The organism is Streptomyces sp. NPDC051214 (genome assembly GCF_040682375.1).
GTDB lineage: Bacteria > Actinomycetota > Actinomycetes > Streptomycetales > Streptomycetaceae > Streptomyces.
Map to the genome: position 1 here is coordinate 184,988 of NZ_JBFBAT010000001.1, position 26,838 is coordinate 211,825.

A 26,838-nucleotide genomic window follows, 5' to 3' on the forward strand; every position below is an offset into this window, starting at 1 on the left:
GGCGGCCGGATGGCGCATGATCGGACGTGCGCGAGTCACCCACCACCGGATACGTGCCACCGGTTACGTACCACCAGAGAGGACCTCCCCATGGAAGACCGCTTCGACGTCGTCGTGCTCGGAGCAGGACCCGGCGGCTATGTGGCCGCCATCCGCGCCGCCCAGCTGGGCAAGCGGGTAGCGGTCGTCGAGGAGAAGTACTGGGGAGGTGTCTGCCTGAACGTCGGCTGCATCCCGACCAAGGCGCTGCTGCGCAACGCCGAGCTGGCCCACCTGTTCACGCACGAGCAGAAGACGTACGGCATCAAGGTCGACGGGAACGTGTCCTTCGACTACGGCGAGGCGTTCAACCGCAGCCGCACCGTCGCGGACGGCCGCGTCAAGGGCGTCCACTTCCTGATGAAGAAGAACAAGATCACCGAGTTCGACGGCCGGGGCACGTTCCTCGACGCGAACACGCTCCAGGTCGCCAAGTCGGACGGCTCCACGGACACGATCACGTTCGAGAACTGCATCATCGCCACGGGCGCGACGCCGAAGCTGCTGCCCGGCACGCGGCGCTCCGAGCGGGTCGTGACGTACGAGGAGCAGATCCTCGCCGACTCCGTGCCGGAGTCCATCGTGATCGCGGGCGCGGGCGCCATCGGCATCGAGTTCGCCTACGTCCTGCACAACTACGGCGTGAAGGTGACGATCGTCGAGTTCCTCGACCGCATCGCGCCCCTGGAGGACGCGGACGTCTCCACGGAGCTGGCCAAGCAGTACCGCAAGCTCGGCATCGACGTGAAGACCTCGACCCGCGTCGAGTCGATCGACGAGTCCGGCGCCAAGGTCAAGGTCACGGTGACGGGCAAGGACGGCAAGCAGGAGGTCCTGGAGGCGGACAAGGTTCTGCAGGCCATCGGCTTCGCGCCGAACGTCGAGGGCTTCGGCCTGGAGGCGACGGGCGTGGCGCTGACCGAGCGCGGCGCCATCGACATCGACGGGCGCGGGCGGACGAACGTGCCGCACATCTACGCCATCGGTGACGTCACCGCGAAGCTGATGCTCGCGCACACCGCCGAGGCCATGGGTGTGGTGGCCGCCGAGACCCTCGCGGGCGCCGAGACGATGGAGCTCGACTACCCGATGATCCCGCGCGCCACATACTCCCAGCCGCAGATCGCCAGCTTCGGCTGGACCGAGGCGCAGGCCAAGGAGAAGGGCTTCGACGTCAAGGTCGCCAAGTTCCCGTTCATGGCGAACGGCAAGGCGCACGGCCTCGGCGACACCGTCGGCTTCGTCAAGATCATCAGCGACGCGCGGTACGGCGAGATCATCGGCGCCCACCTGATCGGCCCTGACGTCACCGAGCTCCTCCCCGAGCTGACCCTGGCCCAGCAGTGGGACCTGACCGTGCACGAGGTCTCCCGCAACGTGCACGCGCACCCGACGCTCGGCGAGGCGGTCAAGGAAGCGGTGCACGGCCTGGCCGGGCACATGATCAACTTCTGACGCCACGCGGGCTTCACCCGGGCTTCCCGGGCGCGCCCCGCCGCTCGGCCGAACGGCTCAAGTGGCGGGGCCGCCCGGTCCGGAAGATCCTTGGTCGGAACGTGCCGTTACGCCTCGGGGGCGAGGGAGAGGCAGCAGCCGATGTTCTCTGGCCTGGGCCGATTCGTGGTCCGTCGCCCGTGGTGGATCATCCTCGCGTGGGTCGTGGCGGCCGGCGCCGTGATCTCCCTGGCGCCCAAACTCACCTCGAGCAGCGACGAGGCGAGCTTCCTGCCGGACCACTACGAGTCCATCCGCGCGGCGGACGTGCAGGAAGCGGAGTTCCCCAAACAGCAGAACGTCGGCGCGATCATCGTCTTCCAGCGCTCCGACGGCGGAAAGCTGACGGCGGGCGACTCCGCGGACATCACCCGCGTCTCCAGGGATCTGCAGGCCAAGAAGATCCCCGAGGTGCAGGCGGTGGTGCCCGGCGCGGTCTCGCCCAATAAGCTGGTGCAGACGTCGGTCGTCGCGATGCCGAAGCTCACCGATCCCGAGGACACCGCACAGCAGGACGCGGTCGAGAAACTGCGCTCCGACCTCAAGCCCGAGCTGAAGGGCACGGACCTCTCGGCCGGGATCACCGGCTCCGCCGCCCAGGCGCTCGACGAGAGCGACGCGTCGGAGCGGGCCGGCCTGCTGGTCGGCGTGGGCACGATCGTGATCATCATCGTGCTGCTCCTGGTGATCTTCCGGAGCCCGATCATCGCGTTGCTCCCCGTGGTCCTGATCGGCCTCATCTCACCGATGGCGACCGGTCTCATCGCGTCCGCGAACAAGGCCTTCGACATGAAGGCCGACTCCTCCATCCAGGAACTGCTCACCGTCGTCCTGTTCGGCGTCGGCACGGACTACATCCTGTTCCTGCTCTTCCGCTACCGGGAGGCCCTGCGGGCGGGCGAGGATCCCAAGAGCGCCATGGTGCACGCCGTCGAGCGGGTCGGCGAGGCCATCACCTCGGCGGCCGGCGCGGTCATCGTCGCGTTCGCCGCGCTCACGCTCTCCTCGCTCGGCATGCTGCGTTCCATGGGCCCCGCCCTGGCCATCGCGGTCTTCGTGACGCTGCTCGCCGGCCTCACCTTGGTCCCCGCCGTCGTCTCGCTGCTCGGCACCAAGGTGTTCTGGCCCTCGAAGTCGTGGCAGCGGGAGCCGCAGGGCACCGGGTTCGCACGGCTCGGCGCCTCCATCGCCCGTAAGCCGGCGATCTGGGCGCTGGTGTCGGCGCTGTTCATGGGTGCCCTCACGCTCGGCGCCCTCGGCTACCGGGCCAACTTCGACCTCGCGGGCTCCTCGCTGCCCAAGGACAAGGAGTCGATGGTCGCCCTGGAGAACCTCCAGAAGGGCTTCCCCGCGGGCACCACCGACCCCACCTTCGTCTACCTCACCTCGACGGACGACGGCTCGCTCCCCGCAGCGCGGACGGCAGCCTTCCGAGGGCAGCTGGACAAGGTCGAGGGCGTGGGCGAGGTGTCCCCGCCCCGGCTGAGCAAGGACGGCGGCACCGCGTCGTTCTCCGTGGTGCTCTCGGACCCGCCCGCCTCCGACAAGGCCCTGGAGACCGTCAAGGACCGCCTGCGCCCGGTCGCCCACGAGGATGCCCCGGCCGGCACCGAAGCACTCGTCGGCGGGACGACCGCGGTGTACGTCGACATCAACAAGGCCGTGGACCGGGACTACTCGGTGGTCTTCCCGGTGGCCGCCCTCGCCATCATGGTCATCCTCGGCCTGCTCCTGCGGAGCCTGGTGGCGCCCTGGTACCTGATGCTGTCCGTCGCGCTCGGCTTCGGCGCGACCCTGGGGGCGACCTCGCTGCTCTTCCAGCAGATCGGCAGCCAGCCCGGGTTGATGTTCATGCTGCCCGTCATCATGTACTTGTTCGTGGTCGCCCTCGGCACGGACTACAACATCCTCATGGTGTCGCGACTGCGCGAGGAGGCCCGCGAGGGCCGCACCCCGCACGACGCGGCGGGCACGGCGGTGCGCCACTCGGGCCCGACGATCGGCTCGGCGGGCGTGATCCTGGCGGGCACGTTCGCGACGCTGATGCTCGCGGGCAACTCGACGCTCTCCCAGATGGGCTTCTCCCTCTCCTTCGGCATCCTCATCGCCGCCTTCGTCATGGCGATGATCTTCACGCCCGCGCTGACGGCGCTGATCGGGCACAGGGCGTGGTGGCCGGGCCACGGGGACGAGAAGCGCGGCGGACGCGGCCCCCGAAGTGGCAAAGGCGACGGCTCGGACGCCGACGGGCCGCCCTACGCCTCCTCGCCGTAGGCCGCCGAGAGCGCCTGGGCGTCCGCGTACGAGGGCAGGTCCTGGGGCACGGCGCCGCCCCGGGCGATGGCGCGCGCCGCCTCGACGGCTCCGTGCAGCGCGGCGCGGAAGAGCAGCGAGCCGCTGCTCACCCGGCACACGCCGAGTTCCGCGAGGCGCTCAAAGGTCAGGGCCCCGGGCGCGTAAAGGATGTTCAGCGGCAGGCCGGCCATCCCTTCGACCAGTCCCGTGATGACCTTCTCGTCCTGCAGCCCGGGGACGAACAGGCCGTCTGCTCCCGCCAGTTGGTAGTCGGCGGCCCGGCGCTCGGTCTCGCCCGCTCCCCCGGCCCGCAGCCAGTACGTGTCCGTGCGCGCGTTGACGAACAGGTCGGGGGCCGCTTCCTTGACCGCGCGGATCAGCTCGCACTGCAGGACGGCGTCGGTCAGCGTCCCGTCCGGGCGGCCGTCCTCGATGTTCACGCCCACGACACCCGCCCCCGCGAGTTCCGCCGCGAGCGCGGCGACCTCCCCCGGCCGGTCGCTGAACCCGCCCTCGATGTCCACGGTGACCAGCACGGGCAGCCTCGCCAGGCCGCGGGCCAGGTTCAGGGTCTCCTCCCGTGTGCCGCCGGTGGCGTCCGCCTTGCCGGCGGCGGCCGCCACGCCCAGGCTCGTGGTGCCGATCGCCGGGAAGCCGGCGTGGGCGAGCGCGGCGGCGGAGGCGTGGTCCCAGGCGTTGGGCAGCAACAGGGGCTCGCCGGTGCGGTGCAGGGCGCGGAACTGCTCGGCTCGCTGTGCGTAGGTCATGCCCGGACCGTAGCCGCGCGTCGGTTCGGCGACCACCGAAACGTCCTGGTGGGCGGGGTCCGGACGGCTCTTTCAAGAAGTCACAGAATTTCTTCCGGCGTAATGTCGAGAACAGGTGGTCGGCCCCGACGTCCCCTGTGAGAGTTGCCCACAAGGGGTGACCACCGCACAGTCGAGGAGAGACGTCATGAAGTACCTGGTGATGGTGCAGGGCACGCAGGCGGACTACGAGGCGCAGAGCGGCAAGGCCAACGCGACGAGCCCGTCGTGGAGCGAGAAGGACCTGCAGGCGATGTTCGCCTTCATGGGGGCGCTCAACAACGACCTGGCCGAGTCCGGCGAGCTGGTCGACGGTCAGGGCCTCGCCGAGCCCGCCCGGACCCGCCTGGTCGACGTGGACAAGGAAGGCCGCCCGGTCATCACGGACGGCCCCTACGGCGAGACGAAGGAAGTCCTCGCCGGTTACTGGGTCCTGGAGTGCGAGAGCCTGGACCGCGTCACCGAGATCGCCAACCGCATCCAGCAGTGCCCGATCCCCGAGGGCGCCCCGAACTACCCCGTGGTGATCCGCCCCATCATGGGCGGCCCGGACGACGCGTCCTGAACAGCACAGCCGCGGTCGAGGACCTGCTGCGCCTGCACGCGCCGCAGGTCCTCGGCGCGCTCATCCGCAGGTACGGGCACTTCGGCGAGGCCGAGGACGCCGTGCAGGAGGCGCTGCTCGCCGCGGCGCGGCAGTGGCCCGAGCAGGGCGTTCCCGAGAACCCGCGCGGCTGGCTGATCAGGGTCGCCTCGCGCCGGCTCATGGACCAGCTGCGCAGTGACGAGGCCCGTCGCAGGCGCGAGGAGGAGGCGGCCCAGCTGTCGCCCCGGGACACCTTCACGGCGCCCCCGCCGGGCGAGAGCCGCGCGCCGTCCGACGACGACACCCTGACCCTGCTCTTCCTGTGCTGTCAGCCGGGGCTGAGCCCGGCCGCGCAGGTCGCCCTCACGCTGCGCGCGGTCGGCGGACTGACCACGGCCGAGATCGCCCGCGCGCATCTCGTGCCCGAGGCGACCATGGCGCAGCGCATCAGCAGGGCGAAGGCGAAGGTCAAGGGCGTGCCGTTCCGGCAGCCCGGCCCGAAGGACCGTGATCAGCGGCTGGCGGTGGTGCTCCAGGTGCTCTACCTGATCTTCAACGAGGGGTACACGGCGACCTCGGGCAGCGCCCTGCACCGCTCGGATCTGGCGCGCGAGGCGATCCGGCTCACCCGCTCCGTGCGCACGCTGCTGCCCGACGAGGGCGCGGTGACCGGCCTGCTCGCGCTGATGCTGCTCACCGAGGCCCGCAGCGCGGCCCGTACGGGCCCGCACGGGGAACTCATCCCGCTCGACGAGCAGGACCGCTCACGCTGGGACCGGCGCACGATCGAGGAGGGCTCAGGTCTGGTCGAGAAGGCCCTGTCGCAAGGCCCGGCGGGTGCCTACCAGTTGCAGGCGGCGATCGCCGCGCTGCACGACGAGGCCGCGCGCGCCGACGACACCGACTGGCCGCAGATCCTCGCCCTCTACGACATCCTCGTACGCCGTGCTCCCGAACCCATGGCCGAGCTCAGCCGGGCCGTGGCGTTCGCCATGGTGCACGGGCCGCGCGCCGGCCTGGCCGAAGTGGCGGCGCTCGAGGACCGGTTGGCGGGACATCACCGGCTCGACGCCGTGCGCGCCCATCTCCTGGAGCGGGCGGGCGAGACGGAGGCGGCCCGCGCCGCCTACCAGTTGGCGGCCACGCGTACGCTGAGCATCCCCGAGACGCGCTACCTGCAGATGCGTGCGGCCCGCCTGCTGTCGACCTGAGTACGGAGCACGAGATGATCAGCGTCGAGGCGGGGCAGGTGACGCTGTCGGACCGGCGGACTCAGCGCAGCTGGGTGGTGGAGGTCGCGGCCCATGAGCTCGCGCCGTTCCCCGTCACGCAGGAGCAGTACGCGGACGTCCTCGGCGAGCGGCCGAGCACCGCGCGCGGCGACCGGCTGCCCGTGGAGAACGTCTCCTGGCCGGACGCGGTCCGGTTCTGCGACGCGCTGTCCCTGCGGGAGGGCCTGACGCCCGTCTACCGGCTCGCGGCCGACGGCGAGGGCGCCGAGTGGGACCGCACCGCCGACGGGTACCGGCTGCCGACCGAGGCCGAGTGGGAACACGCGTGCCGGGCGGGTACGACCGGTGCGCGGTACGGGCCGCTCGACGAGATCGCCTGGCACGGCGGCAACGGCTCGGGGCGGATCCACGAGGTGGGCGGGAAGCAGCCCAACGCGTGGGGCCTGCACGACATGCTCGGCAACATGTGGGAGTGGTGCTGGGACCTGTACGACCCCGAGGTGTACGGCGCCTATCGGGTGCTGCGTGGCGGTGGGTGGTTCGACGAGCACTGGAGCTGCCGGGCCTCGGTGCGGCGGCGCAGCCATCCGACGTTCCGCATCGACGACGTGGGATTCCGGGTCGCTCGTTCCCTTACCGGCACGTAACGCAGCTCACACCGACAGGCCCCCTACCTGGGAACATCGACCGTTGGTTCACCGTTGAACAGTACGTAGGTCCCGATCGCGATTCCCCCGTCCGGTCGGGGCCTACCTCTATTTCCGACCGTTCATGTCCACTCGGGGCCGTTTCACGCCTTCGAGGGCGAATATGCCAACCGCACGGCGCGGCGCACCCCGCGAGCGGCATCATGCGTCCATGGACGGTGCCAAGCCTGTGCAGGTCTTGTTCACGCCCGACGAGTACGAGGCGGTCCTGCGGAACGCGGACCAGCTCGGGCTCCCGGTCGACGAGTTCATACGCCGGGCCGTGACCGTCGACGCCACGGAAGCACCCTGCCCCACCGCCGGGACCCGGCGCGGTACGGACGCCCCGGCGACCGTGCCGCCCATCCGCCGCAGCCTGGGCCCCGGTGGCGCACCCGCTCTCCAGCGCTTCCTCGACACCCTCGCGACCACGGTCGAACCCGACGCGGAGGACCGGGTCCCGCCGCAGCCGACGGTCCGAAACTGTTCGGGCCAATAGGACGGTGGTGAGGCCTGGGCCCGTCGGACTCAGGCCGAGAGCAGTGCTGCCGCCTCCTCGCGGGCGTGAGCGATCGCGTCCGGGAAGACGCGCAGGCCGTGGGCGACCACGGCGCCCTCGTGCAGCAGCATGAGCGTCCGGCCGAGCTGGGCCGCCCGCGTGGGCGCGACGGCGCGGGCGAGGCCGGTGAACAGGGCGAGCATCCACGCCTTCTGGCCCGCGATGACCCGGGACGCGGGGTGCGCGGGGTCGCTGATCTCGGCGTGCGCGTTGACCATGCTGCAGCCCTTGACGCCGTACGCGTCGGCCCAGTCGCGTGAGGCGTCGAAGACGGCCAGGATTCTGGCCGTCGGGGTGCTCGCGGACTCGACGTACGGCGCGAGGAAGGCCTGCCAGCGCTCGTCACGGGCCGCCAGATACTCGACGACGATCTGCTCCTTGGAGCCGAAGCGGTCATAGAGCGTCTTCTTGGTGACACCGGCCTCGGCGGCGATGAGATCCACCCCGACGGCATGGATCCCGCGGTCGTAAAACAGCGCGCTCGCGGCATCCAGGGCGCGCCGCGCGGCCGGTGTCATGACGACCCTGCGCGGTGCGCCCTCGGCGCCGCCGACGCCCTTCACGATCTCACTCAGCAGCTCGGTCATGCCCCCATGGTAAACCGATCTGTATAGTCGAGGGGAGTAGACAGATCTGTATACCTCGCGTGGAGGAACGACATGAACGTCCTGCTCTCGATCGCGTTCGTACTGACCTGGAGCTCGGGTTTCATCGGGGCCAAGCTGGGCGCCGGGAGCGCGTCGGCCGTGACGGTCCTGATGTGGCGGTTCCTGCCGCTGGCCCTCGTGCTCGCGGCCGTCGCCCTCACCGTGGCGCGGGCCTCCTGGCGCGGCTTCACGGCCCGTGACGCGATACGCCAGGCCGCGGTCGGCGCGCTGTCACAGAGCGGCTATCTGCTCACCGTGTATTACGCGATTCAGCTCGGCGTCTCCAGCGGCACCACCGCCCTGATCGACGGCACCCAGCCCCTGGTGGCGGGCGCGCTGGCCGGACCACTGCTCGGCCAGTACGTCTCGCGCACCCAATGGGCGGGCCTCGCGCTCGGCGTGGCCGGGGTCCTCATCGTGACCGCGGCGGACGCCACGGGCGGCACCGACGCGCCCTGGTGGGCCTACGCGGTGCCGTTCCTCGGGATGTTCTCGCTGGTCGCGGCGACCTTCCTGGACCGCCGCTCCCCTCGCCCGGTCGCCCCGGCGGTCTCCATGACGGTCCACTGCGTGACCAGCGCCGTCATCTTCACGGCGCTGGCCGTGGGCACGGGCGCCGCCACACCGCCGGCGGAGACGTCGTTCTGGGTGGCGATCACGTGGCTGGTGACGCTCTCCACCTTCGGCGGGTACGGGCTCTACTGGCTGATCCTGCGGCGCTCCGGGGTCACGCAGGTCAACACGCTCATGTTCCTGATGGCGCCGGTCACGGCCGTGTGGGGGGCCTTGATGTTCGGCGAACCCTTCGGCGTACAGACGGCGTTGGGCCTCGCGGTCGGGCTCGCGGCGGTCGGCGTCGTGCACCGCGGGAAGAGCTCCGCGCCCTCGGTGGTGCGCTCGTCGCAGGACCCGCCCGCGACGGCGACACCCCGTCAGTCCGCGAGCCGGAAGTCCGCGTAGTCGAAACCGGGCGCGACGACGCAGCTCACCAGGACCGGTTCGTCACCGGCGGGGCGCGCCGCCTGCCACACGCCGCCGGGCACCAGGATCTGCGGGCGCTCACCGCGCTCGACGCCCGGGCCCAGACGCATGGGCGCCGCGCCCTCCTTCGGGTCCTCGCCGTCACCTCCCAGGCGCAGGTCGAGCGGGCCGCCGCGGTGCCACAGCCAGATCTCGTCCGAGCGCACCACGTGCCAGCGGGACTCCTCCCCCGGGCAGAGCAGGAAGTAGATGGCGGTGGCCGCCGTACGGGCGCCGGGGTAGCCGGCGGGTGTGAAGGAGTGGTCCGACACCCAGGTCTCGACGAACCAGCCGCCTTCGGGGTGCGGTTCCATGCCCAACTCAGCTGCCAGGGCGGGGCGTTCACTCGCGTCGCTCATGCGTGCTCTCCGTTTCGGAGGTCGGCGGGGGTGCGGGGGGGCGCACCTCGGGGGGCGTGAGGAAAGCCTGCACGGTGGGTGCGTACCGCTCGGTGATTTCGGCCACGGGTGTGCCGCGCACGTGGGGCCCGCGAGCTATCCCGTACATCACACCGAGGCCGAGCAGCGTGCCCACCGCCAGCTCGGCACGCACGCCCGCGTCCGGTCCTTCGAGGCGTGCGCCGAGCCGGTCCACCACCTGCGTACGGAAGTTGTCGCGCAGGGTGTCGCCCTGTTCCCGGTGGAGCGGCGCGAAGACGATCCGCAGGACGGGGTCGGCGCCGTGCTCGGCCTGACCGGTCAGCAGGTGGTGGACCATGTGGCGGCCCAGGTCGGCGAGGGGCGCGTCCAGCAGGGCTTCGGCGTCGGCCTCGAAGGACATGACGCGGGCGAAGAGCGCGTCCTTGTTGCCGAAGTACTTCAGGATCAGGGGCGCGCTCACACCGGCCCGTTCGGCCACCGCCCTGAGCGTGATGTCGGCGTGCGCGTGCCGGGCCAGGAGGTACCGGGCGGCGCGGATGATGGCGGCTTTCGTCGCTGCGGCGTCACGGCGGGCGCATATGCCTGCGCTATCTGCGGAAGATATCGGGGCGAACTTCATGATCACTCCAGCGTGGACACGGACTCCGGAGAAGTGAAGGAAGACGAAAGGAAGTGAATGGGAATTCACCATAGCGGGTGAATGGACTTTCACCACCGCCGAGTTCGGAAACGAGATCAAGCCATCGGCGACTTGGACACAAGAGCGAAGAGCCGCCAACTGCCGTGTGGCCACTGGGCGTCGCCGCGCCCGACGGTATGGAGTCAGCCATAATGCCGACCATGAAGAGATTGCGAATTGGACTGGTCGGCACGGGTCCCTGGGCCTCGTCCACGCACGCTCCCGCGCTCGCCGCGCACCCGGCAGCGGAGCTCTCCGGCGTGTGGGGGCGGCGGCCCGACGCCGCGGCCGCGCTGGCGTCGACGCACGCGACCACGGCGTACGCGGAGGTGGACGAGCTGTTCGCCGCGAGCGACGCCGTGGCGTTCGCCGTACCGCCGGACGTGCAGGCACCGCTGGCCACGCGGGCCGCGGCGGCGGGCTGCCATCTGCTCCTGGACAAGCCGGTGGCGACGACGCCGGCCGCGGCGCGCGAACTCGCGGCGGCCGCCGAGGCGGCCCGGGTGGCCTCCGTCGTCTTCTTCACGCTGCGCTTCGCCGGGCCGACGGCGGCCTGGGTGACGGAGCAGGCCGCGACGGAGGGCTGGTTCACGGGCCGCGCGGACTGGTACGGCGCGTTCTACGCGGCGGACGGCACCAGCCCCTTCTCCTCGCCGTGGCGGGCGCGGCGCGGCGGCCTGTGGGACGTCGGGCCGCACGCCCTGTCCATCCTGCTGCCGGTGCTCGGCGACGTCACCGACGTGACGGCGGCGGCCGGACAGGCGGACGTGGTCCATCTGATCCTGCGGCACAGCGGCGGCGCGTCGAGCACGGCGACGCTGAGCCTGACCACGCCGCCGAAGGCCGCGGGGGTGACGGTGGAGCTGCGCGGCGAGGCGGGAACGGCGCTGATGCCGACGGGGGGCGAGGCACTCGACGCGTTCGGCCGCGCGGTCGACGCGCTCGTCGAGGCGGCACGAACCGGCCGCTCACACGCCTGTGACGTGCGGTTCGGTCTGCGCGTGACGGAGATCCTGGCCCTGGCCGAGGAGCAGCTTCCCGCCGGGTGACTTCCCCGGGTGCACCGCCCGGGGACGACCGCGGGCGGCCGGTACCGTGGCCGCTACGTAATGGCGAGTGACGGCACCGGCCGCAGCCAGTGGACCCAGGGACCGGTCCGGGAAGTCATGCGTCGTACGTCCCGAGTGCGACGTTTCCGACCACACACATCGGAATACGAACAACCGATCCATACTCTTCCCGCAGCGGCCCAATGGGCCTAGGGGGTACCGACGCCGAGGAATTTCAGCCAATTTACAGCTCCTCGGCCAAGGCGCCCCACACTTGTGTCCGCGTGCCCACCGACGCCGGAACTCGCAGGTCGGTGGTCGCGCTCCATCCATGGTGCCGCATCGACTGATCGTTTTTCTTCGGGCAATCTTTACTACCAAAGCTGGTGAGAATATTTAGACTGCTGATGCTCAACTCGGCGTGCACCAAGAGGGATTACCCACCATGAACAAGACGGCGCTCCGCGCTCTGCTCCGCGAACGACGCGCCCTCATAGCCCCCGAATCGCACGGCTTCAGCCGCCCCACGGGCCAGGGGCGACGCGCCCGCGGCCTCTCCCAGCACCAGGTCGACCAGCTGCTGCACCGCGCGATCGGCACGTACCACCGCCTGGAGTCGGGCAGTTACCCCAACCCGCCGGCTTCACTGCTGCGGGATGTCGCGCTGTTGTTCGGCCTGAACGAGCAGGAGTGGGTTTCGCTCTGCCGGTTCGCGTTGTTGCAGGAACCTCCGGGCCCGCTCCACCAGTCGTCGGGCAAGGAGATCCCGGGGGTCTGGCAGGAGGCCGTCGAGAGCATCCGGCACATGGCGTACGTCACCGACGCGTCGTGGGACATGCTCGCCTACAACGAACCCTTCGCCGACCTGTTCCCCAACGGGAACGTGCCGGGCAACACGATGCGTTGGATGCTCCTCGATCCCGAGGGACGCCGGTCCCTGACGGACTGGCACACCGCGTGGGCCCCCATGGTCCTGCCCCAGCTGCGGGCCGCGCTCGCGGCACGGCCGGACGACGAGGTCCTGCGTCAGATAGAGAAGGAAGTCCTCGCGGACCCCGAAGCCGCTCCCCTTTACGGAGCCGGCGACTTCTTCTCGCACCCGGACGGCGACGAGCGCCCCTTGTACCACGCCCAACAAGGCCCCGGCTGGCTGACGATGTGCGCGGCACAGCCCATGACGGCGCCCGGTGCCCGGCTGATCATCATGGTGTTCCACCCCGGCGAGAAGCGAAGTCACACGCGCGCTCCCATGCTGCGGGCTCGCTGACCTGACGACACGTTTCCAGGACTCCGGTTGTCGGAGGGGGACCAGTTCGGCGCGGTGAAGTACGTTGTGCCGCACCCCCCACATCCGACAAGCCAGTGGGAGCCACCTCGTGCCCGCCTATGTCTCAAGACCCCGGACCGTCTTCGGCGACCACAAGGTCACGACCGCCGAGATCGCGGACGACATACGTGAGCACCACCCCGACCATCCCCGGCTCGGCGCGATCCTGCGCGTCGTGGGCAACTGCGGTGTTCACACCCGCTATTTCACGCGTCCCGTCGATTCCCCCGCCGTCGCGGGCGCGGCCGGCATCACCCAGCGGGCCGAGACCGCGTTCAGCGATGCCGTCGACATGGCCGAGCGCGCCGCCCACGCGGCCCTCGACACCGCCGGACTCACGGCCGACGACATCGACGCGATCGTCACCGCCCATGTCACCGGCTGGGCGGTGCCGAACCTCGACGTACACCTGGTGGCCCGCCTGGGGCTGCGTCCCACCGTGCGCCGCATCGCGCTGACGACCCTGGCCTGCGCCGGGGGCGCCCAAGCCCTGCTTCGCGCCGCCGACCTGGTCGCCGCCCGTCCCGGCAGCAAAGTTCTCGTGGTCGCCGCCGAGGTCATATCCACGGTCTACAACCACGCGGACACCACGATCGAATCGATGATCTACAAGGCGCTGTTCGGGGACGCGGCAGCCGCGACCGTTCTCACCGGCGAACCATCGGCCTCCGGACTGGCCATCGACGACAGCCTCGAGTACGTCCTGCCGGACAGTCTCGACCGCTATCAGGGGCGCATCGCCACCGACGGGTTCCACTTCGACTCCACGAAGAAGGCCCTCACCGCCGCCGACGACGTGCTGCCCGCCGTCATGGGCTGGCACGGCCCACAGAAACCGGACTTCGCCGTCATCCACCCCGGCAGCCCCCGCATCATCTCCGACACGGCCACCGCGCTGAGCCTGACCCCGCACGACATCCGCCACTCGACCGACACCCTCGCCGACGAGGGCAATCTCGGCGGTGTCAGCGTCCTGCGCATCCTCGAACGCACCCACGCCGCGCCCCCCGCCGACGGCGCCCGTGGCGTCGTCGTCGCCTTCGGGCCCGGCTTCGCCACCGCCGCCCTCCGCTGCCACTGGCACGCCTGACCGCGCGCGGCAAAATCAGTTGCCGCGGCCCGTCGCCGCTGCTGAAGTGCCCGCATGGATCATCAAGCGGTACTGACGGCGTACGACCGGCAGATCCGGCGCGGTGCGCAGGCGGACAGTCCCGGTGCGCGTGTCGAGCGGGACGGAGCCGTCGTCCGGCAGACCGGCGCGGCGCACGACTGGAACGGCGTGCACTGGGCGGACGTCGACGAGGAAACGGCGGACGCCGTCATCGCCGAGCAGATCCGCCACTTCACCTCTCTCGGGCGCGACTTCGAGTGGAAGCTGCACTCCCACGACCGCCCGGCCGACCTCGCCGACCGGCTGCGGGCGGCCGGCTTCGTCCCGGAGCCCCCGGAGACCGTGATGGTGGCCGAGGTCGCCGATCTGCCCACGGAGCCCGAACTGCCCGAGGGGGTGAGCCTGCTCCCGGTGACCGACGCGTCCGGCGTACGCCTCATGGTCGACGCCCACGACGCGGCTTTCGGCGAGGACAGTGCGGCACTGGGCGAGCGCCTCGCCCAGCGCGTCCTCACCCAGCTGACCGAGGCCCCCGACACCATCGTCGCGGTGGTCGCGATGGCCGGTGACGTACCGGTGAGCTCGGCCCGGATGGAGTTCTGTCCCGGCACCGACTTCGCCGGGCTCTGGGGCGGCGGCACCGCGCCGCAGTGGCGGGGCAAGGGCATCTACCGCGCCCTGGTCGCGTACCGCACCCGCATCGCCGCCGCCCGCGGCTGCCGCTACCTCCAGGTGGACGCCTCCGACGACAGCCGCCCGATCCTGCGACGCCTGGGCTTCGTACCGCTGAGCGTGACGACGCCGTACGTCTACGCGCCCTAGGACTGCTCTAGGTCGCCGGGAGCAGCTTCGCGATCGCCGCCGCCGTGTCCGTCTCGCCGAGCCTCGGGAAGATCTTCTCGATGCTGTTGCGGTGCGCCTGCGCGTCCATGTCGGTCACCGCGTCCACGGCGACCGTGACGTGGTAGCCGTGCTCGTGTGCCGCGCGGGCCGTCGACTCGACGCCGATGCTCGTCGCGATGCCGGCGACGACGACCTGGGTGACGCCGCGGCGGCGCAGCTGGAGGTCGAGGTCGGTGCCGTAGAAGGCGCCCCACTGCTGCTTGGTGACGACGATGTCGCTGTCCTGGCGGCCGAGTTCGGGGACCAGGTCGGCCCAGTCGGCCGGCACATCGCCGCCGCGAGCGGGGCCTTCGGTGCGCCCGGGGGCGCCGCCGGTGACCCGGACGAGGACCACGGGCAGGCCGCGCTCACGGAAGGCACCGGCGAGACGGGCCGACCGTTCGACGATCTCCGCGGAGGGGTGTGCCGTGGGCAGGGCGGTGATGCCCTTCTGGAGGTCGACGAGGACGAGGGCCGTGGTGGGGTCGAGGGTCGTGGCAGTCATGGCTCAGATCTTTCTCACGTGGGGGTGGGGCCAACGGCGTTGGTGGTCGGCGGCGTGGGGGTCAGCGGGCTCGGAGGGCTGGGGCGCGCCGAGACCGGCACTGTCACCGCTTCACCAGGCGCTCCAACAGCACGACCGCGTCTGCCAGTTGGCGTTGCTCGCCGGCATCGAGGCCGTCGGTGATGGCGCCCGACAGCCATCCGTGCTTGGCGGCGCGCGCGTCCGCGAGGGTGCGTCGCCCCTTGTCCGTCACCGAGACGACGGACTGCCGCCCGTCGTTCGGGTCGGGGGCGCGCTCGACAAGCTCCATGCTCTCCAGGGCGCCCACCGTCATGCGCATCGACTGCGGCCGTACGAGCTCGGTGCGGGCCAGAGCGGCCGTGGTGGCGGGGCCCTCCCGGTCAAGGAGCGCGAGGACGGTGCGCTGCGACGCGCTGAGCCCGGCCCCCGGTGACGCCGTCCGCAGTCGCCGTACGACACGTCCGAGCACGGCCGTGAGATCGGCGGCGAGCTGCTCGGGGGTGGGGTCGCCGGGCTTTTCGGTCATGGAACGACCGTAGGAGATGGACAGGCAAACTTGCAAACTTGCCTGCCCATCTCCTATGCCGTGCATCGACCGCCACAGGCGGTCCCCAGCCGCACCTAGCGAATCGGCATGCCCGACAGCGTGCGCGCGATCACCAGACGCTGGATCTCGCTCGTGCCCTCGAAGATCGTGTAGATCGCGGCGTCTCGGTGCATCCGCTCGACCGGGTACTCCCGCGTGAAGCCGTTGCCGCCGAGGATCTGCAACGCCTGCGCGGTGACCTTCTTGGCGACCTCGCTCGCGTACAGCTTCGACATGGAGCCCTCGGCCGACTCGAACTTCTTGCCCGTGCTCGCCATCCACGAGGCACGCCAGACGAGCAGACGGGCTGCGTCGATCTGCGTACGCATGTCGGCGAGCTGGAAGGCGACACCCTGGTTGTCGATGATCGGGCGACCGAACTGCGTACGCGTCTTGGCGTACTCCAGGGCCTCTTCGTACGCGGCGCGCGCCGTGCCGACCGCCATGGCGCCGACCGCCGGGCGGGACGCCTCGAAGGTGGCCATCGCGGCGTTCTTCACGCGCTCACCGCCGGTCTTGGCGCGCTCCCGGGCACGGGCCAGGCGCTCGTCGAGCTTGTCCTTGCCGCCGAGCAGGCAGTGGCCGGGGACGCGGACGTCCTCCAGGACGACCTCGGCGGTGTGCGAGGCGCGGATGCCGTGCTTCTTGAACTTCTGGCCCTGGGAGAGGCCGGGGGTGTTCGGCGGGACGATGAAGGAGGCGTGCCCCTTGGAGCCGAGCTCGGGGTCGACGACTGCGACGACGACGTGGACGTTGGCGATGCCGCCGTTGGTCGCCCAGGTCTTGGTGCCGTTGAGGACCCACTCGTCCTTGGCCTCGTCGTAGACGGCGCGGGTGCGCATCGCCGCCACGTCGGAGCCGGCGTCCGGCTCGGAGGAGCAGAAGGCGGCGACCTTGACGTCGTTCACGTCGCCATACATCTGCGGGATCCAGGTGCCGATCTGCTCCTCGGTGCCGTTGGCGAGCACGCCGACGGCGGCCAGACCGGTGCCCATGATGGACAGGCCGATGCCCGCGTCACCCCAGAAGATCTCCTCGGTGGCCATCACGATGCCGAGGCCCGTGGGGTCGAAGAACTGCTGGGCGTAGAAGTCCAGGGAGTAGATCCCCAGCTTCGACGCTTCCTGGATGATGGGCCACGGGGTCTCTTCACGCTCGTCCCACTCGGCGGCCGCGGGACGGATCACGTCAGCGGCGAACCCGTGGAGCCAGTCCCGGACCTCCTTCTGTTCGTCGTTGAGCTCCATGGTGAACTCGGCCATGACCCCTCCAGGACCTGCGGTGAAGACGTGCGTTACTTGCGGTAACTGGAGTCTGTTACTGGCGGGTAGCCGATGTCAACTCCCGGCCGCCCGTTCGATCGTCGTCGTGCGTGGGGTGTTACGTTGCGCGTGCGTCACGCAATCGCATGGGCGGGGAGAGAATCGCTATGGAGACCACCACACAGCAGACCGATCAGCAGCGGTCTGCCGAGCGCCGGCGGCGCGAGTTGCTGGAGGCCGCCGACCGGGTGGTGCTCCGCGACGGCCCCGGCGCCTCGATGAACGCCATCGCCGCGGAGGCCGGCATCACCAAGCCGATCCTGTACCGGCACTTCGGCGACAAGGGCGGACTGTACGCCGCGCTCGCCAAGCGGCACACCGACGCACTCCTCGAAGCGCTGCGCGCCGCCCTGGACGCCCCGGCCGAGCGGCGCGAGCGCGTCGAACAGACCCTGGACACCTACCTCGCGGCGATCGAGGCCCGCCCGCAGGTCTACCGCTTCCTCATGCACCCCTCGGACGCCGCCGCCCCCGGCGACCAGGGCTTCGACGTGGGCCTGCACTCCGCGCCCGTCCTTCGCCGCATGGGCGAGGAGCTCGCGCAGGTCATCGAGGAGCGGGTCGACCTCGGGCCGGGCAGCGCGCAGCTCGCGCGCGTGTGGGGACACGGCATCGTCGGCATGATGCACGCGGCGGGCGACTGGTGGCTCGGCGAACGCCCCTGCCCGCGCGCCGAGTTGGTCAGCAGCCTGGCCGACCTGCTGTGGGGACGCCTCGCGGCGGCGGGCGACCGCGTCGGCGGCCCCGGCTTCTGAGCACCGGTGGCCCCTGAAGGTCAGGTGCGCCAGGGCGCCTTGGCGGCGGCCCGCAGAACCCTGCGCCGCCGCCAGCCCGTGACGTGATCGGTGTAGACCCCGCCCTCCAGGTGGTCGCACTCGTGCTGCAGACACCGCGCGAACCAGCCGGTCCCGTGTACCCGCACCGGCTCACCGAGCATCGTGACGCCCTCCACCACCGCGTGGTCGAAGCGCGGCGTGCCCGCCTCCAGGCCCGGCAGCGACAGACAGCCCTCCGGTCCGCGCACCACCACCCCGTCGGCCTCCACCAGACGTGGGTTCACCACGTACCCGAGATGACGCACCTCGTCGTCGTCCGGGCAGTCGTACACGAAGACCCGCCGGTTCACGCCGATCTGGTTGGCCGCCAGGCCCACGCCCTGGGCCGCGTACATCGTGGCGTACATGTCCTCGATGAGCCGGGCCAGTTCGGGACCGAAGTCGGTGACCTCCTCACAGGGCTTGTGCAGCACGGGGTCACCGAGCAGTGTCAGAGGTCGTACGCGCCCCGAGGCGCCCGGGATCGAGCCGTGTCGCATGGCCGCAAGGGTACGGTCCTTGGTGAACCCCGGGGTCGGGGTGGTGCCGCGGTTCGGGCTTGACAGTGGATCTCGATAGGCTGAGGTTCATCGCGTTGCCGGGGGCAGGCGCGGCGCCGTAAGCAAGGAGGATCCAGAACTGATGGCAGGCAACACGGACCCGCTGTCGCCGCGGGCCAAGCTGGCCGTGACGGCGGGCAAGGCGGCCGCGGCGGTGTCGCGCGCGGCGGGCCGCGGCAGCGGATCGGTGATCGGCGGCCGCGTATCGCTCAAACTCGACCCCGACCTGCTCGGGCGTCTCGCCACGCACCTGGACGTGGTGCTCGTCTCCGCCACCAACGGCAAGACGACCACGACCCGGCTGCTCGCCGAGGCGCTGCGCGCCAGCGGGCCCGTGGTGTCGAACGCGCTGGGCGCGAACATGCCGGCCGGGATCACCTCGGCCCTCGCGGGCGGCTCGGACGCCCGTTTCGGCGTGATCGAGGTCGACGAGAAGTATCTCGCGGGTGTCGCCCGCGACGTGGAACCCAAGGCGATCGCGCTGCTCAACCTCTCGCGCGACCAGCTGGACCGCGCCGCGGAGACCCGCATGATGGCCGAGAACTGGCGCGAGGGCCTGGCAGGCTCCAAGGCGGTCGTGATCGCCAACGCGGACGACCCGCTGGTCGTCTGGGCGGCGTCCTCGTCGCCGAACGTCGTATGGGTGGCCGCGGGACAGGAGTGGAAGGACGACGCCTGGTCGTGCCCCTCCTGCGGCGGTGTCATGCAGCGCCCCGGGGACGACTGGTTCTGCGGCGAGTGCGGCTTCCGCCGCCCCGCGCCCAGCTGGGTGCTCTCCGGCGACCACGTCCTTGACCCGCACGGCTCGGCCTGGCCGATCCACCTTCAGCTGCCGGGCCGCGCGAACAAGGCGAACGCCACCACGTCGGCCGCCGTCGCCGCCGTCTTCGGTGTGCCGCCGCAGGTCGCCCTGGAACGGATGTACCAGGTCCAGGCCGTCGCCGGACGCTATGACGTCGTGCAGTTCCAGGGCCGTGACCTGCGCCTGCTCCTCGCGAAGAACCCCGCGGGCTGGCTCGAAACGTTTTCGCTGATCGACCCGCCGCCCACCCCGGTGGTCCTGTCGGTGAACGCCCGCGGCGCCGACGGCACCGACACCTCCTGGCTGTGGGACGTCGACTACACGCGCCTGGCCGGTCACCCGATCTTCGTGCTCGGCGACCGCAAGCTGGACCTCGCCGTGCGTCTTGAGGTCGCCGGCCTGGACTTCCGGGTCTGCGAGTCCCTCGACGAGGCCGTGCAGCTGGCGCCGCCCGGACGCATCGAGACGATCGCGAACTACACCGCGTTCCAGGACCTGCGCCGCCGCGTCGGCAACTGACCCCACCGGACCCTCTAGACCCTCGTAGGGACGAATGAGCATGAGCGACAACAGCCTGCGGCTGGTGTGGGTCTACCCCGACCTGCTCAGCACGTACGGAGACCAGGGCAACGCCCTGGTCGTGGAGCGCCGCGCCCACCAGCGCGGCCTCCAGGTCGAGCGCTACGACGTGCGCAGCGACCAGCCGGTGCCCACCTCCGGCGACATCTACCTGATCGGCGGCGGCGAGGACCGCCCGCAGCGCCTGGCGGCCGAGCGGCTGCGCCGCGACGGCGGCCTGCAGCGGGCCGTGGGCAACGGCGCGATCGTCTTCTCGGTGTGCGCGGGCTACCAGATCCTGGGCCAGGAGTTCATCAACGACCTCGGCCAGCGCGAGCCGGGCCTCGGCCTGCTCGACGTGATCTCCACCCGCGGCGAGGGCGACCGGTGCGTCGGCGACGTCCTCGGCGACATCGACCCGCAGCTGGGCCTGCCCCCGCTGACCGGCTTCGAGAACCACCAGGGCATCACGCACATCGGCCCGTCCGCGCGCCCGCTCGCCCGCGTCACGCTCGGCCGGGGCAACGGCACGGGCGACGGCACCGAGGGCGCGTACAACGGCACCGTCTTCGGCACGTACATGCACGGTCCCGTCCTGGCCCGCAACCCGCTGATCGCGGACCTGCTCCTGAAGCTGGCCCTCGACGTGAACGCGCTGCCGCCGACGGACGACCGCTGGTACGAGGCGCTGCGCGCCGAGCGGATGAACGCGGCGCAGCAGCCCGCCTGAGGCCGTCGCCGCACAGGTGAGCGGCACAGTCCAGCAGTCGGACGCCCGGTGCGGCCCCGCCCCCTGCCGCCTATAGGGTGGCGGGGTTCCCGCCGGACGACGTGGTCCGGACTTCGGCCCACGCAGCACAAGGGCCCCTCTTTATGAAAGACGTTGGCGGGCTATGCGCATTGGTGTCCTCACGTCCGGCGGCGACTGCCCCGGTCTCAACGCCGTCATCCGCTCGGTCGTGCACCGTGCCGTCGTCGACCACGGCGACGAGGTCATCGGATTCCACGACGGCTGGCGTGGTCTGCTCGAATGCGACTACCGCAAGCTCGACCTGGACGCGGTGGGCGGCATCCTGGCGCGAGGCGGAACGATTCTCGGCTCTTCCCGTGTCCAGCCCGCGCACCTGCGCGACGGCGTCGAGCGGGCCAAGGGCCACCTCGCCGACCTGGGCCTCGACGCGGTCATCCCGATCGGCGGCGAAGGCACGCTGAAGGCGGCCCGGCTCCTGTCGGACGCAGGTCTGCCGATCGTCGGGGTGCCCAAGACGATCGACAACGACATCGCGGTCACCGACGTGACGTTCGGCTTCGACACCGCCGTCGGCGTGGCGACCGAGGCCCTTGACCGGCTCAAGACGACCGCCGAGTCGCATCAGCGGGTCCTGATCGTCGAGGTCATGGGCCGGCACACCGGCTGGATCGCGCTGCACTCGGGCATGGCCGCGGGCGCGCACGCGATCGTCGTGCCGGAGCGGCCCTTCGACATAGAGGAACTGACGCGCAAGGTCGGCGAGCGGTTCTCCGCGGGCAAGAAGTTCGCGATCGTCGTGGCCGCCGAGGGCGCCAAGCCCCGTGAGGGCTCGATGGAGTTCGACGAGGGCATCAAGGACATGTACGGCCATGAGCGGTTCGCCGGCATCGCCCGCCAGCTCTCCATCGAACTGGAGCAGCGCCTGGGCAAGGAGGCGCGCCCGGTGATCCTCGGGCACGTCCAGCGCGGCGGCACCCCCACCGCGTACGACCGTGTCCTCGCCACCCGCTTCGGCTGGCACGCCGTGGAGGCCGTGCACCGCGGCGAGTTCGGCAAGATGACGGCGCTGCGCGGCACGGACATCACGATGGTCCCGCTCGCCGAGGCCGTCGAGACGCTCAAGACGGTGCCGGACGAGCGCTACGCCGAGGCGGAGTGCGTGCTCTAGACCACGCCGCAGATCAAGGCCGAAGGAACGGCCCCCGGACGCGTCGGCGTCCGGGGGCCGTTCTAGTCTGGTGCGGACACACAGCGCACAACCGCACGAATCAGGAGCCAGTGGATGGATCACAGCGGGCACGGCATGAACATGGATCTGCCGCCGTTCACGCTGGGGCGCGGGCTCGAGCTCTCGGCCGACCCCTTCTTCCTCATCGGCTGCCTGGTGGCCCTCGCGCTCTACGGCTGGGGCGTGGTCCGGCTCGTACGGCGCGGTGACAAGTGGCCGGTCGGACGCACCATCTCCTTCGTGGTGGGCGTGCTGACCATCCTGCTCGTGATGTGCACCAAGCTGAACGACTACGGCATGGTCATGTTCAGCGTGCACATGGTGCAGCACATGATCATCAGCATGCTCTCGCCGATCCTGATCCTGATGGGCGCCCCGATCACCCTCGCCCTGCGCGCGCTGCCGGTCGCCGCCCGCGGCAGCAAGGGCCCGCGCGAGTGGCTGCTGTGGATCCTGCAGAGCCGCTACATGCGGATCATCACCCACCCCGCGTTCACGATCCCGCTGTTCATCGCGAGCCTGTACGCGCTGTACTTCACCCCGCTCTTCGACACCCTGATGGGGTCCAAGGTGGGCCACATCGGGATGATGGTGCACTTCCTCGCGGTCGGCCTGGTCTTCTTCTGGCCGATCATGGGCGTGGACCCGGGGCCGCACCGGCCCGGATACATCATGCGGATGCTGGAGCTGTTCGCCGGCATGCCGTTCCACGCCTTCTTCGGCATCGCCCTGATGATGGCGTCCGAGCCGATGGTCGGCACCTACAAGAACCCGCCGTCCTCGCTCGGCATCGACGCCCTCGCCGATCAGACGGCTGCCGGAGGCATCGCCTGGGCGTTCAGCGAGGTGCCCTCGGTCCTCGTGCTGCTCGCGCTGCTCTTCCAGTGGTACCGCTCCGAGCAGCGCCAGGCGCGGCGCACGGACCGGGCCGCCGACCGCGACGGCGACAAGGAGCTCGAGGCGTACAACGCCTATCTCGCCTCACTGGCCGCGCGCGGGCGCTAGCGGCAAAGGGTCTTCGCGGGCGAGGATGGTCTCAGGCCGCGGTCTTGGCGTCGAGGCGCCGGGCTGCCGGGAGGAGGCAGGGCGATGCCTGATTCTACGAAGACGATGGGTGTATTCACCATCGGAGGCTTGGTCGCGGTGACCGCGTACACGGTCGCGCTGGGGAGCAACGGCTGGCTGTGGTTCGGCTGGGTCGTCATCGGGATGCTCACGCTGGCGATGGTGCTCTCGCGCAGCACCCCCTAGACGCCGCGTACCGCCGAGGAGAGGTGCGGGGCGGCGCCCGGGGTGGAACGTCGGCCGACGCCGTCAGAAGCGGAAGACGGCGCCCGTCGAGTACCCCATCTCGCAGGCGTTGCCGTACGTCTTGTTCCAGCTGACCGGCTTGCCCCGGTGGAGCCCCGTCGCGCTCACGGTGACCGGGGCGTACTGCTTGGTGCAGATCCCCGACTTCGTCGTCGGCAGTGCGTCGAAGTCGCCGTGCGCCTTGTCGATCGCCGCGCAGGCAGCGGCCGCGTGCGGATGGTGCGCGGGCCGCTGGGTCACGCAGTCGAGCAGCACGCCGCGGACCCAGGCGTTGTCCTGCCCCGTGACGGTCAGGAAGACGCCGCTCGACCGCTCGGGCGCCGTCTCGCCCGCCGCGTGGGCGGGGGCGGCGACGGCGAGGGAGACCAGCGCGGCGGCGGTCGCCGCGGCCGGGCGCAGGCGGGACGTGGGACGAGACCTCATGGGGACCTCCTGTGACGGTGACGTACTGCGTCGGAGTCAGGCCAGGCCACCCCCGCGCCCGCCGCCCGCGCGAGCGACACGCCGGACGCTCACCCGGACGTGTGCGGAGCGAGGTCCGGACGGGCGCGTCACCGGCCAGGCGTGCGATCGCGCCAAGGGACCGACTCCGCCCGGCTTCGCTCCCTTCTCCCGTCGCGGCGGCGCACCTAAACTGACCGCTGCGCGAGGACCCGTGACCTGCGACGACGCAGCACCCAGGCCGGTCCACCTACGTCAAGGAGCAACGGGTGTTCTACTACCTGCTCAAGTACGTCGTCCTGGGGCCGCTGCTGCGGCTCATGTTCCGGCCGCGCATCGAGGGTCTGGAGCATGTACCGGAGTCGGGCGCGGCGATCGTGGCGGGCAACCACCTCTCGTTCTCGGACCACTTCCTGATGCCCGCCATCATCAAGCGGCGGATCACCTTCCTCGCGAAGGCCGAGTACTTCACGGGCCCCGGCGTCAGGGGCCGTCTGACGGCCGCGTTCTTCCGCAGCGCCGGGCAGATCCCGGTGGACCGCTCGGGCAAGGAGGCGGGCCAGGCCGCGATCCGCGAGGGCCTCGGGGTGCTGCGCAAGGGTGAGCTGCTCGGCATCTACCCCGAGGGCACCCGCTCGCACGACGGGCGCCTCTACAAGGGCAAGGTCGGCGTCGCCGCGATGGCGCTCAAGGCGCAGGTCCCGGTGATCCCCTGCGCGATGATCGGCACGTTCGAGGCGCAGCCGCCGGGCCAGAAGGTGCCGAACTTCCAGAGTGTGGCCATCCGCTTCGGCGCCCCGCTGGACTTCTCGCGCTACGCGGGCATGGAGAACGAGAAGGCGGTCCTGCGCGCCGTCACGGACGAGATCATGTACGCCATCCTCGGGCTCTCCGGGCAGGAGTACGTGGACAAGTACGCGGCGGTCGTCAAGGCCGAGGAAGCCGAGCGCGCCGCCGCGGCGAGCCGGCGGAAGTTCCCCCGCATGCCGCTGAGTTGATGGGGCGACATACGGTCATGTCCATGAGCGAACACACCCTGTACACGAAGCTGGTCGGGCTCCTCGACGAGCGGGGCGCGGCCTATCGCGTCATCGAGCACGAGGAGGAGGGCGCCACGGAGGCGGTGAGCGCGCTGCGGGGCAACACCCTTCAGCAGGCCGCCAAGTGCATCGTGGTGATGGTCAAGATCGGCAAGAAGACGAAGCGGTACGTGCTCGCCGTGGTCCCCGGCGACCGGCGTGTCGACCTGAACGCCGTCAAGCAGCTCCTGGGCGGGACGTACGCGGGCTTCGCGACGCAGGAGGTGGCCGAGCGGCTCGCGGGCAGCGTGAGCGGCACGATCCTGCCGTTCTCCTTCGACCCCGATCTTGAGCTGGTCGTGGATCCGGGGCTGCTCGCCCATGAGGAGATCTTCTTCAACGCGGCCCGTCTGGACCGTTCGCTGGCGTTGCGGACCGCGGACTACGTGGCGATCGCGGAGCCGCGTACGGCCGAGATCGCGCAGGAGGCGGCGTAGCGACAGGAGGCGGCATGGCGAAGGGGCGACCGGATGTCCCCGGTCGCCCCTCGCTCAGCTGCCTGTCGGATGCCTAACGGCGGTCCGTCACGGCTTGGGCGTGGCGTGCGGCGCGCACGTCACGTCCTTGCTGTCCACCTTGCCGGTGAGCAGGTAGGTGTCGACACGGTCGTTGAGGCACGGGTTGACCAGGTTCGTGATGCCGTGCGAGCCGGCGTCCTTCTCCGTGATCAGACGCGAACCCTTGAACCGCTTGTGCAGCTCGACGGCGCCCTCGTACGGGGTGGCCGCGTCACGCGTCGCCTGCGCGATGAGCACGGGCGGCAGACCCTTGCCCGTCTTGACCTCGACGGGCTCGTGCTGCTTGCTCGACCAGGTGGCGCAGGGCAGGTTCATCCAGGCGTTGGCCCACGTCATGAACGGGTTGTCGCGGTGGATGCGGGTGTTGTCCCGGTCCCACTTCTTCCAGCTGGTGGGCCACTTGGCGTCCGCGCACTCGACGGCGGTGTAGACGGCGTTGCCGTTCTCCGACGCGATGTTGCCCGCGGTGTCCGACAGGTCGGGGCTGGCTGCCTCGATCAGCGGCTTGGCGTCACCGGCGACGTACTTGCTGAAGTTCGTCGCGATCGACACCCACACGGAGTCGTAGTACGGGGCGCTCTGGAAGTAGGCGACGAGCTCGGCGGGGCCGACCACTCCGCCCAGCGGCTCCTTCTTCGCGGCGGCGCGCAGCTTGTCCCAGTTCTTGGCGACCTTGTCCACGGTGTCCCCGAGGTGGAAGGTGGCGTCGTACTTGGCGACCCACTTCATCCAGTCCTTGAGACGGATCTCGAAGGCGACGTCCTGGTCGAGGTTGGCCTCGTACCAGATCTTCTCCTTGGAGGGGTTGACCACCGAGTCGACGACCATGCGGCGCACGTGCGACGGGAAGAGCGTCCCGTAGACCGCGCCGAGGTAGGTGCCGTAGGAGACGCCGAGGAAGTTCAGCTTCTTCTCGCCGAGCGCGGCCCGGATGACGTCCAGGTCACGCGCGGTGTTCGGCGTCGTCATGTGCGGCAGCATGTCGCCGCTGCGCTCGGCGCAGCCGTCCGCGTACTCGGCGGCGAGCTTGCGCTGGGCGCGCTTGTCCGCCTCGGAGTCCGGCACCGGGTCGAGCTTGGGGGCCTTGACGTACTCCTGCGGGTCCACGCAGGAGATGGGCGCCGAGCGGCCGACGCCGCGCGGGTCGAAGCCCACGAAGTCGTAGGCCTTGGCCGTCTTCTCCCAGAGCTTGGCCTTGGTGGCCACGCGGTTGGGGAAGCGGAGCCCGGAACCGCCGGGGCCGCCGGGGTTGTAGACGAGCGCGCCCTGGCGCTCCTTCTTCGTCCCGGTGTTGCCGATGTGGTCGACGGCGAGCTTGATCTTCTTGCCGTTGGGCTTGGCGTAATCGACCGGGACGGTCACCCAACCGCACGTGACGGCCTTCTCCAGACCCCAGTCCGCGGGGCACGCCTGCCAGTCGATGCCGGCCTTGGCGGCACGCTGCGCGGCGAGCGCCACACCGCGCGCCTCGGAGCTGGTCCGCTGGCGGGCCTCAGCGCTGCCGCTGCCCTGGCGGGCGTCGGCATTGGCGACCGGCGCCATGATCGCG

At 70.8% G+C, this 26,838-nt stretch carries 29 protein-coding genes; 19 read left to right on the forward strand and 10 right to left on the reverse strand.

Annotation, left to right across the window (positions count from 1 at the left end; translation table 11 throughout):
• Positions 1–90: 90 nt before the first annotated feature.
• Positions 91–1,494: a dihydrolipoyl dehydrogenase gene (gene lpdA / locus AB0M70_RS00830; protein WP_365814910.1), complete on the forward strand. Its 1,404-nt coding sequence runs from the start codon at positions 91–93 to the stop codon at positions 1,492–1,494.
• A gap of 141 nt (positions 1,495–1,635) precedes the next feature.
• Positions 1,636–3,807, forward strand: a complete 2,172-nt coding sequence (locus tag AB0M70_RS00835) for an MMPL family transporter (protein ID WP_365814912.1) — start codon at positions 1,636–1,638, stop codon at positions 3,805–3,807.
• Here AB0M70_RS00835 and AB0M70_RS00840 read toward each other — a convergent pair.
• A complete protein-coding gene (locus AB0M70_RS00840) occupies positions 3,789–4,595 on the reverse strand; it encodes an isocitrate lyase/phosphoenolpyruvate mutase family protein (RefSeq protein WP_365814914.1) in 807 nt (268 codons plus the stop codon). The two genes, AB0M70_RS00835 and AB0M70_RS00840, sit on opposite strands and share 19 nt — an antisense overlap.
• A gap of 187 nt (positions 4,596–4,782) precedes the next feature.
• On the opposite strand from AB0M70_RS00840, the gene AB0M70_RS00845 reads away from it, so the two are divergent.
• The 4 genes from AB0M70_RS00845 (at position 4,783) to AB0M70_RS00860 (ending at position 7,637) form a co-directional block, all read left to right on the forward strand.
• Positions 4,783–5,199 (forward strand): YciI family protein, encoded by a 417-nt coding sequence (locus AB0M70_RS00845; RefSeq protein ID WP_365814916.1) that lies wholly within the window; start codon positions 4,783–4,785, stop codon positions 5,197–5,199.
• Complete coding sequence (locus tag AB0M70_RS00850) at positions 5,196–6,431, forward strand: sigma-70 family RNA polymerase sigma factor (protein WP_365816225.1); 1,236 nt, start codon at positions 5,196–5,198, stop codon at positions 6,429–6,431. The genes AB0M70_RS00845 and AB0M70_RS00850 overlap by 4 nt, the downstream gene beginning before the upstream one ends.
• Before the next feature lie 14 nt (positions 6,432–6,445).
• Positions 6,446–7,099: an SUMF1/EgtB/PvdO family nonheme iron enzyme gene (locus tag AB0M70_RS00855; RefSeq protein WP_365814918.1), complete on the forward strand. Its 654-nt coding sequence runs from the start codon at positions 6,446–6,448 to the stop codon at positions 7,097–7,099.
• Between the two features lie 211 nt (positions 7,100–7,310).
• Complete coding sequence (locus AB0M70_RS00860; protein ID WP_365814920.1) at positions 7,311–7,637, forward strand: hypothetical protein; 327 nt, start codon at positions 7,311–7,313, stop codon at positions 7,635–7,637.
• Between the two features lie 29 nt (positions 7,638–7,666).
• On the opposite strand, the gene AB0M70_RS00865 is transcribed toward AB0M70_RS00860, so the two are convergent.
• Entirely contained in the window at positions 7,667–8,215 is a 549-nt protein-coding gene (locus AB0M70_RS00865; protein ID WP_365816227.1) for a helix-turn-helix domain-containing protein, read from the reverse strand.
• Positions 8,216–8,356: 141 nt separating this feature from the next.
• On the opposite strand from AB0M70_RS00865, the gene AB0M70_RS00870 reads away from it, so the two are divergent.
• Positions 8,357–9,304: a DMT family transporter gene (locus AB0M70_RS00870; protein ID WP_365814922.1), complete on the forward strand. Its 948-nt coding sequence runs from the start codon at positions 8,357–8,359 to the stop codon at positions 9,302–9,304.
• Here the strand turns inward: AB0M70_RS00870 and AB0M70_RS00875 are convergent.
• Positions 9,277–9,723: a cupin domain-containing protein gene (locus AB0M70_RS00875; RefSeq protein WP_365814924.1), complete on the reverse strand. Its 447-nt coding sequence runs from the start codon at positions 9,721–9,723 to the stop codon at positions 9,277–9,279. The genes AB0M70_RS00870 and AB0M70_RS00875 overlap by 28 nt on opposite strands.
• Positions 9,707–10,363, reverse strand: a complete 657-nt coding sequence (locus AB0M70_RS00880; RefSeq protein ID WP_365814926.1) for a TetR family transcriptional regulator — start codon at positions 10,361–10,363, stop codon at positions 9,707–9,709. Before AB0M70_RS00880 ends, AB0M70_RS00875 begins: the two co-directional genes overlap by 17 nt.
• Before the next feature lie 221 nt (positions 10,364–10,584).
• Here AB0M70_RS00880 and AB0M70_RS00885 point away from each other — a divergent pair, with 221 nt between their 5' ends.
• The 4 genes from AB0M70_RS00885 (at position 10,585) to AB0M70_RS00900 (ending at position 14,732) form a co-directional block, all read left to right on the forward strand.
• Positions 10,585–11,472: a Gfo/Idh/MocA family oxidoreductase gene (locus tag AB0M70_RS00885; protein WP_365814928.1), complete on the forward strand. Its 888-nt coding sequence runs from the start codon at positions 10,585–10,587 to the stop codon at positions 11,470–11,472.
• Between the two features lie 445 nt (positions 11,473–11,917).
• Complete coding sequence (locus AB0M70_RS00890; RefSeq protein ID WP_365814930.1) at positions 11,918–12,739, forward strand: helix-turn-helix domain-containing protein; 822 nt, start codon at positions 11,918–11,920, stop codon at positions 12,737–12,739.
• 109 nt (positions 12,740–12,848) lie between these two features.
• Positions 12,849–13,889 carry a PhlD gene (locus AB0M70_RS00895; RefSeq protein WP_365814932.1) on the forward strand — a complete coding sequence of 347 codons (1,041 nt, stop codon included), beginning with the start codon at positions 12,849–12,851 and terminating at the stop codon, positions 13,887–13,889.
• 54 nt (positions 13,890–13,943) lie between these two features.
• Positions 13,944–14,732, forward strand: a complete 789-nt coding sequence (locus tag AB0M70_RS00900) for a GNAT family N-acetyltransferase (protein ID WP_365814934.1) — start codon at positions 13,944–13,946, stop codon at positions 14,730–14,732.
• A gap of 7 nt (positions 14,733–14,739) precedes the next feature.
• Here the strand turns inward: AB0M70_RS00900 and AB0M70_RS00905 are convergent, their stop codons facing one another.
• The 3 genes from AB0M70_RS00905 to AB0M70_RS00915 all read right to left on the reverse strand — a co-directional run bounded on the left by AB0M70_RS00905 (position 14,740) and on the right by AB0M70_RS00915 (position 17,166).
• Entirely contained in the window at positions 14,740–15,297 is a 558-nt protein-coding gene (locus AB0M70_RS00905; RefSeq protein WP_365814936.1) for an isochorismatase family protein, read from the reverse strand.
• Between the two features lie 103 nt (positions 15,298–15,400).
• Entirely contained in the window at positions 15,401–15,844 is a 444-nt protein-coding gene (locus tag AB0M70_RS00910; RefSeq protein ID WP_365814938.1) for a MarR family transcriptional regulator, read from the reverse strand.
• Between the two features lie 95 nt (positions 15,845–15,939).
• On the reverse strand, positions 15,940–17,166 hold the full coding sequence (locus AB0M70_RS00915) for an acyl-CoA dehydrogenase family protein (RefSeq protein WP_365814940.1): 1,227 nt from the start codon (positions 17,164–17,166) through the stop codon (positions 15,940–15,942).
• 167 nt (positions 17,167–17,333) lie between these two features.
• On the opposite strand from AB0M70_RS00915, the gene AB0M70_RS00920 reads away from it, so the two are divergent.
• Positions 17,334–17,981, forward strand: a complete 648-nt coding sequence (locus AB0M70_RS00920) for a TetR family transcriptional regulator (protein ID WP_363207121.1) — start codon at positions 17,334–17,336, stop codon at positions 17,979–17,981.
• Positions 17,982–18,001: 20 nt separating this feature from the next.
• Here the strand turns inward: AB0M70_RS00920 and def are convergent, their stop codons facing one another.
• Positions 18,002–18,541, reverse strand: a complete 540-nt coding sequence (gene def / locus AB0M70_RS00925; protein WP_365814942.1) for a peptide deformylase — start codon at positions 18,539–18,541, stop codon at positions 18,002–18,004.
• 142 nt (positions 18,542–18,683) lie between these two features.
• On the opposite strand from def, the gene AB0M70_RS00930 reads away from it, so the two are divergent.
• From AB0M70_RS00930 to AB0M70_RS00950, 5 genes are all read left to right on the forward strand, one after another.
• Entirely contained in the window at positions 18,684–19,922 is a 1,239-nt protein-coding gene (locus tag AB0M70_RS00930) for a MurT ligase domain-containing protein (protein ID WP_344519320.1), read from the forward strand.
• A 40-nt stretch (positions 19,923–19,962) separates the two neighbouring features.
• Complete coding sequence (locus tag AB0M70_RS00935) at positions 19,963–20,691, forward strand: type 1 glutamine amidotransferase (protein ID WP_160509220.1); 729 nt, start codon at positions 19,963–19,965, stop codon at positions 20,689–20,691.
• A 163-nt stretch (positions 20,692–20,854) separates the two neighbouring features.
• Positions 20,855–21,880 carry a 6-phosphofructokinase gene (locus AB0M70_RS00940; RefSeq protein WP_365814945.1) on the forward strand — a complete coding sequence of 342 codons (1,026 nt, stop codon included), beginning with the start codon at positions 20,855–20,857 and terminating at the stop codon, positions 21,878–21,880.
• 114 nt (positions 21,881–21,994) lie between these two features.
• The gene (locus tag AB0M70_RS00945; RefSeq protein ID WP_365814947.1) at positions 21,995–22,945 is read left to right on the forward strand and encodes a cytochrome c oxidase assembly protein; all 951 of its coding nucleotides are present in this window, start codon (positions 21,995–21,997) and stop codon (positions 22,943–22,945) included.
• Positions 22,946–23,029: 84 nt separating this feature from the next.
• Entirely contained in the window at positions 23,030–23,191 is a 162-nt protein-coding gene (locus AB0M70_RS00950; RefSeq protein ID WP_190078913.1) for a hypothetical protein, read from the forward strand.
• A gap of 63 nt (positions 23,192–23,254) precedes the next feature.
• On the opposite strand, the gene AB0M70_RS00955 is transcribed toward AB0M70_RS00950, so the two are convergent.
• Positions 23,255–23,674: an SSI family serine proteinase inhibitor gene (locus tag AB0M70_RS00955; protein WP_365814949.1), complete on the reverse strand. Its 420-nt coding sequence runs from the start codon at positions 23,672–23,674 to the stop codon at positions 23,255–23,257.
• A 287-nt stretch (positions 23,675–23,961) separates the two neighbouring features.
• Here AB0M70_RS00955 and AB0M70_RS00960 point away from each other — a divergent pair, with 287 nt between their 5' ends.
• Positions 23,962–24,690 carry a lysophospholipid acyltransferase family protein gene (locus AB0M70_RS00960; protein WP_363207127.1) on the forward strand — a complete coding sequence of 243 codons (729 nt, stop codon included), beginning with the start codon at positions 23,962–23,964 and terminating at the stop codon, positions 24,688–24,690.
• A 23-nt stretch (positions 24,691–24,713) separates the two neighbouring features.
• Positions 24,714–25,208 carry a YbaK/EbsC family protein gene (locus AB0M70_RS00965; protein ID WP_365814952.1) on the forward strand — a complete coding sequence of 165 codons (495 nt, stop codon included), beginning with the start codon at positions 24,714–24,716 and terminating at the stop codon, positions 25,206–25,208.
• Between the two features lie 87 nt (positions 25,209–25,295).
• Here AB0M70_RS00965 and AB0M70_RS00970 read toward each other — a convergent pair whose 3' ends face one another.
• Positions 25,296–26,831 (reverse strand): alpha/beta hydrolase, encoded by a 1,536-nt coding sequence (locus AB0M70_RS00970; protein WP_365816229.1) that lies wholly within the window; start codon positions 26,829–26,831, stop codon positions 25,296–25,298.
• Between the last annotated feature and the right edge of the window lie 7 nt (positions 26,832–26,838).

Coding starts and splice junctions, on each gene's coding strand:
- AB0M70_RS00845 (WP_365814916.1), top strand. CDS start 4,783: ATGAAGTACCTGGTGATGGTGCAGGGCACGCAGGCGGACTACGAGGCG.
- AB0M70_RS00900 (WP_365814934.1), top strand. CDS start 13,944: ATGGATCATCAAGCGGTACTGACGGCGTACGACCGGCAGATCCGGCGC.
- def (WP_365814942.1), bottom strand. CDS start 18,541: ATGCGACACGGCTCGATCCCGGGCGCCTCGGGGCGCGTACGACCTCTG.
- AB0M70_RS00885 (WP_365814928.1), top strand. CDS start 10,585: ATGAAGAGATTGCGAATTGGACTGGTCGGCACGGGTCCCTGGGCCTCG.
- AB0M70_RS00840 (WP_365814914.1), bottom strand. CDS start 4,595: ATGACCTACGCACAGCGAGCCGAGCAGTTCCGCGCCCTGCACCGCACC.
- AB0M70_RS00880 (WP_365814926.1), bottom strand. CDS start 10,363: ATGAAGTTCGCCCCGATATCTTCCGCAGATAGCGCAGGCATATGCGCC.
- AB0M70_RS00870 (WP_365814922.1), top strand. CDS start 8,357: ATGAACGTCCTGCTCTCGATCGCGTTCGTACTGACCTGGAGCTCGGGT.
- AB0M70_RS00970 (WP_365816229.1), bottom strand. CDS start 26,831: ATGGCGCCGGTCGCCAATGCCGACGCCCGCCAGGGCAGCGGCAGCGCT.
- AB0M70_RS00935 (WP_160509220.1), top strand. CDS start 19,963: ATGAGCGACAACAGCCTGCGGCTGGTGTGGGTCTACCCCGACCTGCTC.
- AB0M70_RS00835 (WP_365814912.1), top strand. CDS start 1,636: ATGTTCTCTGGCCTGGGCCGATTCGTGGTCCGTCGCCCGTGGTGGATC.
- AB0M70_RS00930 (WP_344519320.1), top strand. CDS start 18,684: ATGGCAGGCAACACGGACCCGCTGTCGCCGCGGGCCAAGCTGGCCGTG.
- AB0M70_RS00915 (WP_365814940.1), bottom strand. CDS start 17,166: ATGGCCGAGTTCACCATGGAGCTCAACGACGAACAGAAGGAGGTCCGG.
- AB0M70_RS00860 (WP_365814920.1), top strand. CDS start 7,311: ATGGACGGTGCCAAGCCTGTGCAGGTCTTGTTCACGCCCGACGAGTAC.
- AB0M70_RS00950 (WP_190078913.1), top strand. CDS start 23,030: ATGCCTGATTCTACGAAGACGATGGGTGTATTCACCATCGGAGGCTTG.
- AB0M70_RS00905 (WP_365814936.1), bottom strand. CDS start 15,297: ATGACTGCCACGACCCTCGACCCCACCACGGCCCTCGTCCTCGTCGAC.
- AB0M70_RS00875 (WP_365814924.1), bottom strand. CDS start 9,723: ATGAGCGACGCGAGTGAACGCCCCGCCCTGGCAGCTGAGTTGGGCATG.
- AB0M70_RS00940 (WP_365814945.1), top strand. CDS start 20,855: ATGCGCATTGGTGTCCTCACGTCCGGCGGCGACTGCCCCGGTCTCAAC.
- AB0M70_RS00920 (WP_363207121.1), top strand. CDS start 17,334: ATGGAGACCACCACACAGCAGACCGATCAGCAGCGGTCTGCCGAGCGC.
- AB0M70_RS00890 (WP_365814930.1), top strand. CDS start 11,918: ATGAACAAGACGGCGCTCCGCGCTCTGCTCCGCGAACGACGCGCCCTC.
- AB0M70_RS00855 (WP_365814918.1), top strand. CDS start 6,446: ATGATCAGCGTCGAGGCGGGGCAGGTGACGCTGTCGGACCGGCGGACT.
- AB0M70_RS00965 (WP_365814952.1), top strand. CDS start 24,714: ATGAGCGAACACACCCTGTACACGAAGCTGGTCGGGCTCCTCGACGAG.
- lpdA (WP_365814910.1), top strand. CDS start 91: ATGGAAGACCGCTTCGACGTCGTCGTGCTCGGAGCAGGACCCGGCGGC.
- AB0M70_RS00865 (WP_365816227.1), bottom strand. CDS start 8,215: ATGACACCGGCCGCGCGGCGCGCCCTGGATGCCGCGAGCGCGCTGTTT.
- AB0M70_RS00955 (WP_365814949.1), bottom strand. CDS start 23,674: ATGAGGTCTCGTCCCACGTCCCGCCTGCGCCCGGCCGCGGCGACCGCC.
- AB0M70_RS00945 (WP_365814947.1), top strand. CDS start 21,995: ATGGATCACAGCGGGCACGGCATGAACATGGATCTGCCGCCGTTCACG.
- AB0M70_RS00910 (WP_365814938.1), bottom strand. CDS start 15,844: ATGACCGAAAAGCCCGGCGACCCCACCCCCGAGCAGCTCGCCGCCGAT.